This is a genomic window from Streptomyces beihaiensis (assembly GCF_026274175.1).
GTDB lineage: Bacteria > Actinomycetota > Actinomycetes > Streptomycetales > Streptomycetaceae > Streptomyces > Streptomyces beihaiensis.
In genome coordinates this window covers 1-12,986 of sequence record NZ_JAPHNL010000081.1, presented here as the reverse complement: position 1 = coordinate 12,986, position 12,986 = coordinate 1, and the positions used below count along the sequence as shown (strand labels likewise).

Below are 12,986 nucleotides of genomic sequence, written 5' to 3'. Positions count from 1 at the left end.
CCGGGCCCGGCCCCGACACCGCGTCGCGCCGCGGCGGCACCGGCCGCGGCCTGCGCGGCGGCGGGTCCACCGGCACCGGCGGGCGCACCCGGACCGGCACCCGGCTTGCCGGGAGCCTTCTTGCCGCCCTGCGCGACATCGACGGGGAGCATGACCAGCGCGGTCGTACCACCGGAGTCGGAGGGACGCAGCTGGATGCGGATGCCGTGCCGCTGCGAGAGACGGCCGACCACGAACAGACCCATGCGGCGCGACACGGACACGTCCACGGTGGGCGGCGCGGCGAGCCGCTCGTTGATCGCCGCGAGGTCCTCGGGGGAGAGCCCGATGCCGGTGTCGTGGATCTCGATGAGCACGCGCCCGTCGGGCAGTGCGTGACCGGTCACCTTCACCTTGGTCTGCGGCGACGAGAACGACGTCGCGTTCTCCAGCAGCTCGGCGAGCAGGTGCACGAGGTCGTTGACGACGCGCCCGGCGACATCGGTCGCGGGCACCGCCGCCAGCTCGATCCGCTCGTACTGCTCCACCTCGGACGCGGCGGCACGCAGCACGTCGACGAGCGGAACCGGCCGGGTCCACCGGCGCCCCGGCTCCTCACCCGCGAGGACGAGCAGGTTCTCACCGTTACGGCGCATGCGGGTCGCGAGGTGGTCGAGCTTGAACAGCGACGACAGCTGGTCCGGGTCGGCCTCGCGCGACTCCAGCTCGGAGATGAGCGAGAGCTGGCGCTGGATGAGGCCCTGGGAGCGGCGCGAGAGGTTGGTGAACATCGCGTTGACGTTGCCCCGCAGCAGGGCCTGCTCGGCGGCGAGGCGGACCGCCTCGCGGTGCACGTCGTCGAAGGCCGCGGCCACCTTGCCGATCTCGTCGCGCGAGTGCACACCGACCGACTCCACGGACGTGTCGACGTCCTGCGGGTCGGACTCGGACAGCTCCTTGACGAGCTCCGGCAGACGGTCCTGGGCGACCTTGGTCGCGGTGTCCTGCAGGCGGCGCAGCGAACGGATCATGGACCGGGACACGACGAACGCGCCGATCAGCGAGACGCCGAGGACCAGAAGGATCAGCGCACCGTTGATGATGGCCGACTGCTGAGACTCGTTGCGCAGCTCGCGGGCCTGCTGCTCCATCTCGTTGAGCAGCGTCAGCTCGATGGTGGACATCTGCTGGATGCGCGTGCTGTCCGCGTCGATCCAGTCCTTGTAGGAGCGCTTGTCCTGGGAGGTGAGGCCGTCCGGGTTCCGGAACGCGCGGTCGGCGTACTTGTCGGCGGCCTTGATGGTGGGGTTGTTCTCGGTCAGCGGCTTGAGCAGCGCGGCCGCCTTCTCGCTGCCGTAGACGCTGTCGAAGGTGTCGATGTGGGACTTCTGGCTGTCCTCCGCCGCCTGACCGTACTGCCGGTCGGTCTCCGACATCTTGCCGAACGAGGAGCTGTTCGCGGGCAGCGCGGCCGCGATGATGGCGCGCTGCTCGGAGGCGGACTCCTTGGCGGACGAGAACGCGGCCAGCGACCGGGTGCGCTGGATCATCTCCGGGCTGCTGGTCGCCTGGGCCATGTCGGTCGACAGGGAGAGCAGGTTGTCGATGAGACGGCTGTAGCCCTCGACGGTCTGCGAGGCCGTGGTGCCCTTCTCGTACGCGTGCTCGCGCAGGCTCTTGAGGGCACTGAGCTGGGAGGCGATCTGCACGATGTGGTCGCGCACGCCGGCCAGGTCGGTCTGGTCGTCGCTCTGGACGTTGAGCGTCTCGTCGAGGAACGCCTGGCGGGCGCGGTCGGTCTTCTCGCGCGCGGCCTTGACGCTGAAGTCGTCGGTCGCGTTCGGGTCGTTGGAGAGCGGGCCCGCGGACTGGTCGCGCTCGTTCTGGAGCGCCGAGGCCAGCTCGGTGGCCTGCTTGGTCATCTCCGTCAGCAGCTTCATGTTGTCGAGCTGCTTGATGGCGGTCATGGAGTCGCTGATGCGCAGCGCGCCCAGGGTGGTCGCGGCGACCACGGGCACGGCGACCAGCGAGACCAGACGCGTCGAGATGCGCCAGTTGCGCAGGGCTATTCGGGAGCCGGGACCGACCGGCGCCGAACCCTTGCCCTTGCTCTTGCCCTTGGGGGAGGGCTGTGCGGGCGCGTCGGAGCCCACGGCTGATGCGGAGCGGCCGTCACCGTCCCCGACGGACGCCGTGCGCCCCGGGTTCTGGGCGCGCTGAGGCCGGGGGCCGCCAGCCGCCGGGCCGGTCCCGCCCTGCGGCTCCGGCTCCGCCGCAGCGCTGCCATCCCTGTTCTTACGTCCCTGCACTAGCGTCGCAACCTCTGGACCAGGCGCCCCGTCCGCGTGTGCGGACGAAGCGGTGTCGGCGTGTTCGAGGGGCGACCTGAACGCCCCCCAATGGTCGTGAGTGACCGGCGCTGGCTCCCCCCTCCGCCGCCATCGACGCTGCTTCGCGCCGTGTGCGCCGGCCCCATACCCGCGGCGGTCCCGGGAATTCCAGCACAGTGCAGGATCTCCAACAAGGGCCGGTGGCCGTGACACGGTCCTGGTGACCGCTTGTGAGGGTGCTATCACGGGTCGTGCAAGGTGATCTACAAGAAAACGGACATCGGTGGACGTCCTGTGCGGCGGCGTGCGGTGTCCCAGTCGCCATGATCGGGAGCGGAATGTTGGCTTCAGGTGTGAAATGCCGGTTTCGGCAGATTCGAACTACGATCCGAAACGCCCGATTTGCTCGCCCACTCGTGAGCAAACTCACATACCGATGGCCGCAACTTCCGGCCTTTCGACGGGAATCCGATGTTTAGCCTGACGCTTTACAGGGATGGCCCAGCAGACAACCGAAGGTTCCGGAACCCAGTCATGAAGACCACGATGTCGCTCCTCCGCCTCGCCAACCCGCGCCGCACCACCCTGGCGCACCTCGCGGACGCCGACGAGATCCAGGCGGCCCCGGCCCAGCCCGAGCACGTCACCGACCTCCCGACGAACACGGCCAACCCGAGGCGCACGATCCTGATGGAGATGCCGAAGACATCGAACTGAGGGGTGCGGGGCCGTACCCCGTGAGCGGCTTCGCCCCGCGCTAGCCTGGGGGCTCACACTCCACCCGGCGCAAGAAGCAAGAAAAGGGGCGCAGCCACACCGTGCGCATCGCCAGATTCTCCATCGACGGGAACGTCGCCTTCGGCGCGGTCGAGGGCGACGGGCCTGACGAGCTCGTCCTCGACATCATCAAGGGCATCCCGTTCGCGGACTTCGAACTGAGCGGCACCAAGGTCCCGTTCAGCAAGGTCCGGTTGCTGCCTCCGGTGCTGCCCAACAAGGTGATCGCCTTCGGGCGCAACTACGCGGAGCACGCCAGGGAACTGGGCCACGAGGTCCCCGAGGTCCCCTTCGCCTTCTTCAAGCCGTCCACCTCGGTCATCGGCACGGGCGACGCGATCCAGTACCCGAGCTTCTCGCAGGAACTCCACCACGAGGCCGAGCTCGCCGTCGTCATCGGCCGGATGTGCCGCGAGGTGCCGCGCGAGCGCGTGGACGACGTCATCCTCGGCTACACCGCCGCCAACGACGTCACCGCCCGTGACGTGCAGAAGCGCGAGAAGCAGTGGGCCCGCGCCAAGGGCTTCGACACGTCCTGCCCGCTCGGCCCCTGGGTGGAGACGGACCTGGACGTGGCGGCGGCGTCCCAGCTCACCATCCAGTGCACGGTCAACGGTCAGCAGCGCCAGCTCGGCCGCACGTCGGACATGATCACGCCCATCGCGGACCTGATCGCGAACATCTCCGAGGCCATGACGCTGCTGCCCGGCGACGTCATCCTCACGGGCACCCCCGAAGGGGTCGGCCCGCTCAGCGTCGGCGACGAGGTCGCCGTCGCCATCGAAGGCATCGGCACTCTCACCAACAAGGTTGTCAAGCGTGGCTAGCGCAACAGCGTCCCCCGTCAACGAAGCGATGCCGTCAGGCACACGCGTCCGTTTCTGCCCCTCGCCCACCGGTAACCCCCACGTGGGCCTGGTCCGCACCGCCCTGTTCAACTGGGCCTTCGCGCGCCACAACCGGGGCACCCTCGTCTTCCGCATCGAGGACACCGACGCGGCCCGCGACAGCGAGGAGTCGTACGAGCAGCTGCTCGACGCGATGCGCTGGCTCGGCTTCGACTGGGACGAGGGCCCCGAGGTCGGCGGCCCGCACGCGCCGTACCGGCAGTCGCAGCGCATGGACATCTACAAGGACGTCGCGGACAAGCTCCTCGCCGGCGGCCACGCCTACCGCTGCTACTGCTCCACCGAGGAACTCGACGCCCGCCGCGAGGCCGCCCGCGCCGCCGGCAAGCCCTCCGGCTACGACGGCCACTGCCGCGAGCTCACCCACGAGCAGAAGGCGGCGTACGAGGCGCAGGGCCGTGCGCCCATCGTCCGCTTCCGCATGCCCGACCGCACGATCACCTTCACGGACCTGGTCCGCGGCGAGATCTCGTACGAGCCGGAGAACGTGCCGGACTTCGGCATCGTCCGTGCCAACGGCGCCCCGCTGTACACGCTGGTCAACCCGGTCGACGACGCGCTGATGGAGATCACGCACGTCCTGCGCGGCGAGGACCTGCTCTCCTCCACGCCCCGCCAGATCGCGCTGTACGACGCCCTGAAGGAACTGGGCATCGCGAAGGCGACCCCCGAGTTCGGCCACCTCCCGTACGTCATGGGCGAGGGCAACAAGAAGCTGTCCAAGCGCGACCCGCAGAGCAGCCTGAACCTGTACCGCGAGCGCGGTTTCCTCCCGGAGGGCCTGCTCAACTACCTCTCGCTGCTCGGCTGGTCCCTGTCGGCGGACCGCGACATCTTCACGATCGACGAGATGATCGCGGCCTTCGACGTCAAGGACGTCCAGCCGAACCCGGCCCGCTTCGACCTCAAGAAGTGCGAGTCGATCAACGGCGACCACATCCGTCTGCTCGACGCCAAGGAGTTCGCGACCCGCTGCGAGCCCTGGCTCAAGGCCCCCTTCGCTCCCTGGGCCCCCGAGGACTTCGACGAGGCCAAGTGGGCGGCGATCGCCCCGCACGCCCAGACGCGCCTGAAGGTCCTCTCGGAGATCACGGACAACGTCGACTTCCTCTTCCTGCCGGAGCCCGTCTTCGACGAGCCGAGCTGGACCAAGGCCATGAAGGAGGGCTCCGACGCCCTGCTGAAGACGGCCCGCGAGAAGCTCGAAGCGGCCGACTGGAGCTCCCCGGAGTCCCTCAAGGAAGCCGTCCTGGCGGCGGGCGAGGCCCACGGCCTCAAGCTCGGCAAGGCCCAGGCGCCGGTCCGCGTCGCCGTCACCGGCCGCACGGTCGGCCTGCCCCTGTTCGAGTCCCTGGAGGTCCTGGGCAAGGACGCGACGCTGGCGCGGATCGACGCGGCCCTGGCCAAGCTCACCGCCTGACGCACGGCATCCCACGCCCCAGGGGGCGGCACCCGGTGGCTTCCGGGCGCCGCCCCTTCGGTGTTGTCAGTGCCGGGGGCTACGGTCGTCAAGTCCATCGAACACCGCGACGGTTCACCTCCGGAAAGGCGCCGCCATGCCCATGCCCGCCCGCGACTACGCGCGCTACTTCAGCCCCGGCCTCACCTTCACGCACGAGACGGGCCTGATCGGCACCGTCGAGGTCCGCCCGGCCGGGGACCTGTGGCTGCCGTCGGGCCGCGTCGTCGCCTGCGACCCGTTCGTCGCGCTCGGCTCCGGCGAGTGCGAGCCCTTCACCGCCACCGTCGAGCCCGGCCGGTACCGGGTGGAGGCGGCGGTCGTGACCCTGGTGAACCCCGAGGAGCCGCCCTCCGACACACCGCACGAGCGGGTCGCCGCCGCGCGCCTCGTCATACGCGACGAACCCGTCGCCGCGTGGGAGCACGCCGTGCAGGCGGGCCAGGACCTGGCCGACCTCGGCGACGACGAGTTCTTCGGCTACGGCGTGGACGCGGGAACCGGCTGTTTCTACGACGCCGAGTCCGACGGCTCGTTCCCCGAATGCGAGGGGGACGTGGGCCCGCTCTGGGACGCCTTCGAGGAGCGTGACCACGCCCCGGGCCCGTACCTGGTCACCTCCCCCTCCACAGGCCACACGGTCGCCGCGTTCGGCTCGGGCTGGGGCGACGGCGCCTACCCCACGTGGATCGGCCGCACCGCCGGGGGCGCCGTGGCCTGCTTCGTCACCGACTTCTTCGTGATGGACCTCCCGGACGAGGACTGAGCGACCGGCGCCCGCGCCCCTGGCGGAGCGGCATCGGCGTTACGGTCCTCGTATGAGCACGCCGATCAGAGCAGTGGTCTGGGACATCGACGACACGATCTTCGACTACGCGCGGGCCGACGCCGACGGTATGCGGGCGCACCTCGCCGCCGAGGGGCTGCTCGACGGCTTCGGGAGCGTCGCGCGGGCGCTCGACCGGTGGCGGGCGCTGACCAGGACGCACTGGGCGCGGTTCGAGGCGCGGGAGACCGACTGGGAGGGGCAGCGCAGGGACCGGGTCCGGGACTTCGTCGGGGGTGCCCTGGACGACGCCGCGGCGGACGCGTGGTTCAACCGCTACCTCGGGCACTACGAGTCCGCGTGGCGCCTCTTCCCCGACACGGTGGCGGCCCTCGACGCGCTCGCGGCCACCCACCGGCACGCCGTCCTGTCCAACTCCTCACTGCACAACCAGGACCGCAAGCTGCGGCTGCTCGGCGTACGGGAACGGTTCGAGGCCGTCCTGTGCGCGGCCGAACTCGGTGTGGCCAAACCCGAACCGGGCGCCTTCCACGCGGTCTGCGAGCGGCTCGGACTGGCTCCGCACGAGGTCGCGTACGTCGGTGACCAGCCGGACACCGACGCCAGAGGGGCCGTCGAGGCGGGGCTCACAGGCATCTGGCTCGACCGGGCGGACATCGGAGGCCGCCCCGAGCTGCTCCGGATCACCGGGCTCGCCCAGCTGCCCGCGCTGCTGGCGCGGGATAGCCGTTTTGGAGCGCCGGACACCTTCGGGTAATGTTCTTCCTGCGCCGAGGGGAGCGGGCCGAAAGGCCGAAACCCCGGAAGCGCAAACCAAACAAAGTCCCCCCGGGGGTTGCGTTTCGGTGGCCTATGGTGTAATTGGCAGCACGACTGATTCTGGTTCAGTTAGTCTAGGTTCGAGTCCTGGTAGGCCAGCTCGCAGAGCTCATCTGCGACCGTGGATCACATCCACAAAGCCCCCGTTGTGTAGCGGCCTAGCACGCTGCCCTCTCAAGGCAGTAGCGCCGGTTCGAATCCGGTCGGGGGTACAGATCCATCCCGCGAGGACGGTTCGGGTAGCTCCCATCGACCGCGCGGTGACAACATCCGGCTGGCGCCGGGTGGGATCGCTAGGGCCCCCGTTGTGTAGCGGCCTAGCACGCCGCCCTCTCAAGGCGGTAGCGCCGGTTCGAATCCGGTCGGGGGTACTGGGTTGGTCTAAACCACCATTGGTCTATGGTGTAATTGGCAGCACGACTGATTCTGGTTCAGTTAGTCTAGGTTCGAGTCCTGGTAGACCAGCTCGGATCTGCGGCGGTCGGCATCGAACGCCCGCAAGATCCACGCCCCCGTTGTGTAGCGGCCTAGCACGCCGCCCTCTCAAGGCGGTAGCGCCGGTTCGAATCCGGTCGGGGGTACGCGCGAACGATCAGAGGCCCTCCCCGGGAAACCGGGGAGGGCCTCTTCGTGTGCTCAGGGCCTCGGATTCCCGGCGCGGCCGGCGACCGTACAACTCCGGCCGGTCGCTGCGGCGTTGGAGCGACCGGCCGGAATCGACGGAGAGGCGGGGCGGGTTGTGGTGACAGGGCGTCAGCCCGAGCGGCGCAGCGCCTCGGAGAGGCGGCCCGCCGCGTCGATCACGGCCTGGGCGTGCATCCGGCCGGGGTGCCGGGACAGGCGCTCGATGGGTCCGGAGACCGACACCGCGGCCACCACACGGTTCGACGGGCCACGCACCGGCGCGGAGACCGACGCGACGCCCGGCTCCCGCTCGCCGATCGACTGGGCCCAGCCGCGGCGACGCACGCCCGAGAGCGCCGTCGCGGTGAAACGGGCGCCCTGCAGTCCGCGGTGCAGACGCTCCGGCTCCTCCCAGGCCATCAGGATCTGCGCGGACGAGCCGGCCTTCATGGTCAGCGTCGAGCCGACCGGGACCGTGTCCCGCAGACCGGACAGGCGCTCCGCCGCGGCGACGCAGATGCGCATGTCGCCCTGACGGCGGTAGAGCTGGGCGCTCTCGCCCGTCACGTCCCGCAGATGCGTGAGAACCGGCCCGGCGGTCGCCAGCAGGCGGTCCTCGCCGGCCGCCGCCGCGAGCTCCGCCAGGCGCGGGCCGAGAATGAAACGGCCCTGCATGTCACGCGCCACCATCCGGTGGTGTTCGAGGGCCACCGCCAGGCGGTGGGCCGTGGGTCTTGCCAGTCCGGTGGCCGCTACGAGGCCTGCGAGGGTCGCGGGTCCGGACTCCAGGGCGCCCAGGACAAGGGCTGCCTTGTCCAGAACGCCGACGCCGCTACTGTTGTCCATGCGTCGATACTCGCGTCTCACTCTGTGAAACGCAAGTTCAATTTTCCGTGGAACTTGCCACTCTGGACGTACACCGGCCCGGGGACGAAGACGGGCCCGGCCGCCGACGTCCGGGACGAGGGGCGGACGACGGCGATCCGAAATCTCTAGTTGTGCCGGCCCGTACGCCGGCCGGAGGGAAAGCGATGGGTAGGACACTCGCGGAGAAGGTCTGGGACGACCACGTCGTCCGGCGCGCCGAGGGCGAGCCCGACCTCCTCTTCATCGATCTGCACCTGCTGCACGAGGTGACCAGCCCCCAGGCCTTCGACGGCCTCCGCAAGGCGGGCCGCCCGGTGCGGCGCACTGACCTCACCATCGCCACCGAGGATCACAACACCCCGACCCTCGACATCGACAAGCCCATCGCCGACCCGGTCTCGCGCACCCAGCTGGAGACGCTGCGCAAGAACTGCGCCGACTTCGGGGTCCGCCTGCACTCGCTGGGCGACGTCGAGCAGGGCGTCGTGCACGTCGTGGGCCCCCAGCTGGGCCTGACCCAGCCCGGCACCACCGTGGTCTGCGGCGACTCGCACACCTCCACGCACGGCGCCTTCGGCGCCCTGGCCTTCGGCATCGGCACCTCCCAGGTCGAGCACGTGCTCGCCACCCAGACGCTGCCGATGGCCCGTCCCAAGACGATGGCCATCACCGTCGAGGGCGAGCTGCCCGCCGGAGTCACCGCCAAGGACCTGATCCTCGCGATCATCGCGAAGATCGGCACCGGCGGCGGTCAGGGCTACATCCTGGAATACCGCGGCTCCGCCATCGAGAAGCTCTCGATGGAGGCCCGCATGACCATCTGCAACATGTCCATCGAGGCCGGCGCCCGCGCGGGCATGATCGCCCCCGACGAGACCACCTTCGACTACCTCAAGGGCCGCCCGCACGCTCCCGAGGGCGCCGACTGGGACGCCGCCGTCGCGTACTGGAAGACGCTGCGCACCGACGACGACGCCGTCTTCGACGCCGAGGTCTTCATCAAGGCCGAGGAACTCTCCCCGTTCGTCACCTGGGGCACCAACCCCGGCCAGGGCGCCCCGCTTTCGGCGTCGGTCCCCGACCCGGCTTCGTACGAAGACGCTTCGGAGCGCCTGGCCGCCGAGAAAGCCCTGGAGTACATGGGGTTGGAGGCCGGCCAGCCGCTGCGCGACATCGTGGTCGACACCGTCTTCGTAGGCTCGTGCACCAACGGCCGCATCGAGGACCTGCGCGCCGCGGCCGACATCGTCAAGGGCCGCAAAGTCGCCGACGGCGTACGGATGCTGATCGTGCCCGGCTCCGCGCGCGTGGGCCTGCAGGCCGTCTCCGAGGGCCTGGACAAGGTCTTCACCGAGGCGGGCGCCGAGTGGCGGCACGCGGGCTGCTCCATGTGCCTGGGCATGAACCCGGACCAGCTGGCCCCCGGCGAGCGCTCCGCCTCCACCTCCAACCGCAACTTCGAGGGCCGGCAGGGCAAGGGCGGGCGCACCCACCTGGTGTCGCCGCAGGTCGCCGCGGCCACCGCCGTCCTGGGCCACCTGGCCTCGCCCGCGGACCTCACCGAAGCCGACGACCGTACGCCCGCTGGAGTCTGATCAGCCATGGAAGCATTCACCAAGCACACCGGCCGGGCCGTCCCGCTGCGCCGCTCCAACGTCGACACCGACCAGATCATCCCCGCCCACTGGCTCAAGAAGGTGACGCGGGACGGATTCGAGGACGGGCTCTTCGAGGCATGGCGCAAGGACCCCGAGTTCGTGCTCAACAAGCCCGAGCGGGCCGGTGCGACCGTACTGGTCGCGGGCCCCGACTTCGGTACCGGATCGTCGCGTGAGCACGCGGTCTGGGCGCTGCAGAACTACGGCTTCAAGACCGTCATCTCCTCCCGCTTCGCCGACATCTTCCGCGGCAACTCCCTCAAGAACGGTCTGCTGACCGTGGTCCTGGACCAGAAGGTCGTGGACGGGCTGTGGGAACTGGTGGAGAGCGACCCGCAGGCCGAGATCACCGTCGACCTGGAGGCGCGCGAGGTCCGCGCCGAGGGCGTCACCGCCCCCTTCGAGCTCGACGAGAACTCCCGCTGGCGGCTCCTGAACGGCCTCGACGACATCAGCATCACCCTGCGCGACGAGGAGGACATCGCCTCCTACGAGGCCGGGCGCCCGGCCTTCAAGCCGCGCACCGTCCAGGTCTGAGACCACCGCCCGGCGGATCGGCCGCCGGGCAAGGCTCATTCAGGCCACATTCGCAAGGCCCGTACCCCCAATCGTGCAACGGTTGGGGGTACTTCCGTGTCGGGGCCCGAAGGCCCGTGACCGACCCTGCGGAGCGCCCCCCGGGAACCCTCAACTCGCCTGAATGACAAGGATGTTCACGGGGTACGCGAGATCCGGTGCCGCGCCGGACGGGAGCGCTCCGCGGCGCCCCACAAGGCCCGCGCGGGGCGGGAGTTACCCCCTGCGGAGGCGACAACTCGCCCCAGATGGCACAATCTGTGCATGGAACACGACGGCCAACTCCAGCTGTACGAGGCAGTCGCGGACCAACTCAAGGAAGCGCACTCCCGAGTGCGCACACTGCAAGTCCCGGAGGGCGTACGGATGGCGCTGACCCGGAAGCTGCTGGCCATCACGGCCGCGGCCAAACACGACCTCGCCGGTGCGGCGCGGCGTCTGGAGCGATTCATGGCGGACCTCGACGACTTCGAAGAGGGCCGTTCCACCGAAGAAGAACTCTGAGACAGCCGAGTTCGTTGCGGCACAAGGGTGATTAGCCCGTTTCGTGTTTGATTTGCGGTATATATCTGCCTAACGTGCGAAAAGCCGGACCGAAAGAGATTCGCTCCGGCAATGTCTCCGAAGGGGAAGACGTGAACAAGGCGCAGCTCGTAGAAGCGATTGCCGACAAGGTCGGTGGCCGTCAGCAGGCCACCGATGCCGTCGACGCAGTGCTCGACGCCATCGTCCGTGCCGTGGTCGCCGGTGACCGCGTCTCGGTGACCGGCTTCGGCTCGTTCGAGAAGGTGAACCGCCCGGCCCGTTACGCCCGCAACCCCCAGACGGGCGAGCGCGTGCGGGTCAAGAAGACGTCGGTGCCGCGTTTCCGCGCGGGCCAGGGCTTCAAGGACCTCGTCTCGGGCTCGAAGAAGCTCCCGAAGAACGATGTCGCGGTCAAGAAGGCGCCGAAGGGCAGCCTCACGGGCGCCAAGCCGACGGTGAAGAAGGCCGCCGCGAAGAAGGCCGCCGCCAAGAAGGCCACCGCGAAGAAGACCACCGCCAAGAAGACGACGGCGAAGAAGACCACCGCCGCCGCGAAGAAGACGACGGCGGCGGCCAAGAAGACGACCGCGAAGAAGACCACCGCCAAGAAGGCGGCGGCGAAGACGACGGCGGCGAAGAAGACCACCGCCAAGAAGACCACCGCGAAGAAGACGGCGCCCGCCAAGAAGGCCACCGCCAAGAAGGCGCCCGCCAAGAAGTCGTCGGCGCGCAAGACCACCGCCAAGAAGGCCACGGCCCGCAAGAAGTAAGGGCCGAGGCACATTCACCCCAGGACCTGGGGCCCGACGCCGGTGACGGCGGCGGTGCACGCCTGCGGAGCGCACGGACCGGGCCGAGGCCAGGCAGCGCGCACAACCCCCACCTCGCGTGGGGAGGAAGCGGGAACCCACCCGTAGCGGTGGCCCTCACCTGTGAGGACCGGCCGCAGACGGAGAATCCTTGCCCTTCAGGGCGATGGAGGAGGTCAACAGGTTGCTCACGCGCCGGGCGGGCTCCCTCAGGGGAGCCCGCCCGCGGCGTGTGGGGGCGCCCTCAGAGGGTCTGCAGGGTCACCAGCGTGATCCGCCGCGCGTCCCCCTCGCCCTCGGTCTCGATCCGTACCCGTTGTCCCGGCCGCAGCAGCCGCAGACCGCCCGCGTCGAACGCGGCGGTGTCGAACTCCACCGGGGTGCCGTCGTCCAGAAGGACGCTGCCGGAGCGGGAATCAGGGTCGTACGTGTACGCGGTGGCCTGCATACAGGCAGCGTACTCAGCCCGGTGACGTCCGCTCGGCCCGGGAGCGCCGGGCCGAGAACGCCGATCCGGGATCAGCAGCCCCGCCGCCGCCCGCGCCGTGTGCGGGCCCACCCCCAGGCCGAGCGCGGCGCGCAGATCGTCGCCGGTGTCCACGTCCTGGCGCACGGAACCCACATCGGCCGCCACGATCTCCGCGGCCCCCGACGCCGCGTGCCGGGCACGCGAAGCCGTACCGAATTCCGGGCGCAATTCCGTACCGGAGGCCGCGGACAGGAACGTGGTTCCCACCCCGGCGGCATCCGGCAGAAAAGCCCGGGGAAATCCGGTGGCGGCGGCGAGAACCCGCGCCAATTCCGCGGGGCGCAGCGCGGGCAGGTCCGCGTTGAGCGCGGCCACCGGTGCCGCGGGGCGCGCCGCGCG

11 protein-coding genes, 5 tRNA genes and 1 pseudogene are annotated in these 12,986 nt (G+C 70.0%); 14 read left to right on the top strand and 3 right to left on the bottom strand.

Annotation, left to right across the window (positions count from 1 at the left end; translation table 11 throughout):
• Positions 1-2,288: sensor histidine kinase (locus OFY01_RS09865; protein ID WP_266598363.1), on the bottom strand; the 2,288-nt coding region annotated here is incomplete at its 3' end.
• 555 nt (positions 2,289-2,843) lie between these two features.
• On the opposite strand from OFY01_RS09865, the gene OFY01_RS09860 reads away from it, so the two are divergent.
• The 10 genes from OFY01_RS09860 (at position 2,844) to OFY01_RS09815 (ending at position 7,640) form a co-directional block, all read left to right on the top strand.
• On the top strand, positions 2,844-3,026 hold the full coding sequence (locus OFY01_RS09860) for a hypothetical protein (RefSeq protein WP_266598361.1): 183 nt from the start codon (positions 2,844-2,846) through the stop codon (positions 3,024-3,026).
• A gap of 101 nt (positions 3,027-3,127) precedes the next feature.
• Positions 3,128-3,913: a fumarylacetoacetate hydrolase family protein gene (locus OFY01_RS09855; protein ID WP_266598359.1), complete on the top strand. Its 786-nt coding sequence runs from the start codon at positions 3,128-3,130 to the stop codon at positions 3,911-3,913.
• The gene (gene gltX / locus OFY01_RS09850) at positions 3,906-5,414 is read left to right on the top strand and encodes a glutamate--tRNA ligase (protein WP_407700312.1); all 1,509 of its coding nucleotides are present in this window, start codon (positions 3,906-3,908) and stop codon (positions 5,412-5,414) included. Before OFY01_RS09855 ends, gltX begins: the two co-directional genes overlap by 8 nt.
• 136 nt (positions 5,415-5,550) lie before the next feature.
• On the top strand, positions 5,551-6,219 hold the full coding sequence (locus OFY01_RS09845; RefSeq protein ID WP_266598357.1) for a DUF4241 domain-containing protein: 669 nt from the start codon (positions 5,551-5,553) through the stop codon (positions 6,217-6,219).
• 52 nt (positions 6,220-6,271) lie between these two features.
• A complete protein-coding gene (locus tag OFY01_RS09840) occupies positions 6,272-6,997 on the top strand; it encodes an HAD family hydrolase (protein ID WP_266598355.1) in 726 nt (241 codons plus the stop codon).
• Positions 6,998-7,086: 89 nt separating this feature from the next.
• A tRNA-Gln gene (locus OFY01_RS09835) sits at positions 7,087-7,158 on the top strand.
• A gap of 40 nt (positions 7,159-7,198) precedes the next feature.
• Positions 7,199-7,271 (top strand) — tRNA-Glu (locus OFY01_RS09830).
• 86 nt (positions 7,272-7,357) lie between these two features.
• Positions 7,358-7,430: transfer RNA gene (locus tag OFY01_RS09825), tRNA-Glu, on the top strand.
• Between the two features lie 22 nt (positions 7,431-7,452).
• A tRNA-Gln gene (locus OFY01_RS09820) sits at positions 7,453-7,524 on the top strand.
• Positions 7,525-7,567: 43 nt separating this feature from the next.
• Positions 7,568-7,640 (top strand) — tRNA-Glu (locus OFY01_RS09815).
• 172 nt (positions 7,641-7,812) lie between these two features.
• Here the strand turns inward: OFY01_RS09815 and ndgR are convergent.
• The gene (gene ndgR / locus OFY01_RS09810) at positions 7,813-8,529 is read right to left on the bottom strand and encodes an IclR family transcriptional regulator NdgR (RefSeq protein ID WP_266598354.1); all 717 of its coding nucleotides are present in this window, start codon (positions 8,527-8,529) and stop codon (positions 7,813-7,815) included.
• Between the two features lie 185 nt (positions 8,530-8,714).
• Between ndgR and leuC the strand changes: the two genes are divergently transcribed.
• From leuC to OFY01_RS09790, 4 genes are all read left to right on the top strand, one after another.
• Positions 8,715-10,145, top strand: a complete 1,431-nt coding sequence (leuC, locus tag OFY01_RS09805; RefSeq protein ID WP_266598353.1) for a 3-isopropylmalate dehydratase large subunit — start codon at positions 8,715-8,717, stop codon at positions 10,143-10,145.
• 6 nt (positions 10,146-10,151) lie between these two features.
• On the top strand, positions 10,152-10,745 hold the full coding sequence (gene leuD, locus OFY01_RS09800) for a 3-isopropylmalate dehydratase small subunit (RefSeq protein ID WP_266598352.1): 594 nt from the start codon (positions 10,152-10,154) through the stop codon (positions 10,743-10,745).
• 303 nt (positions 10,746-11,048) lie between these two features.
• Positions 11,049-11,288 (top strand): SCO5555 family protein, encoded by a 240-nt coding sequence (locus tag OFY01_RS09795; RefSeq protein ID WP_266598350.1) that lies wholly within the window; start codon positions 11,049-11,051, stop codon positions 11,286-11,288.
• Between the two features lie 131 nt (positions 11,289-11,419).
• Complete coding sequence (locus OFY01_RS09790; RefSeq protein WP_266598348.1) at positions 11,420-12,079, top strand: HU family DNA-binding protein; 660 nt, start codon at positions 11,420-11,422, stop codon at positions 12,077-12,079.
• A gap of 553 nt (positions 12,080-12,632) precedes the next feature.
• On the opposite strand, the pseudogene OFY01_RS09785 reads toward OFY01_RS09790, so the two are convergent.
• Positions 12,633-12,986 (bottom strand): annotated as a pseudogene (locus OFY01_RS09785) (2-phospho-L-lactate guanylyltransferase); the annotation flags it as partial.

Excerpts from the sequence above, each read along its gene's own strand:
- OFY01_RS09860 (WP_266598361.1), top strand. The coding sequence starts at position 2,844 with ATGAAGACCACGATGTCGCTCCTCCGCCTCGCCAACCCGCGCCGCACC.
- OFY01_RS09845 (WP_266598357.1), top strand. The coding sequence starts at position 5,551 with ATGCCCATGCCCGCCCGCGACTACGCGCGCTACTTCAGCCCCGGCCTC.
- OFY01_RS09840 (WP_266598355.1), top strand. The coding sequence starts at position 6,272 with ATGAGCACGCCGATCAGAGCAGTGGTCTGGGACATCGACGACACGATC.
- ndgR (WP_266598354.1), bottom strand. The coding sequence starts at position 8,529 with ATGGACAACAGTAGCGGCGTCGGCGTTCTGGACAAGGCAGCCCTTGTC.
- leuC (WP_266598353.1), top strand. The coding sequence starts at position 8,715 with ATGGGTAGGACACTCGCGGAGAAGGTCTGGGACGACCACGTCGTCCGG.
- leuD (WP_266598352.1), top strand. The coding sequence starts at position 10,152 with ATGGAAGCATTCACCAAGCACACCGGCCGGGCCGTCCCGCTGCGCCGC.
- OFY01_RS09795 (WP_266598350.1), top strand. The coding sequence starts at position 11,049 with ATGGAACACGACGGCCAACTCCAGCTGTACGAGGCAGTCGCGGACCAA.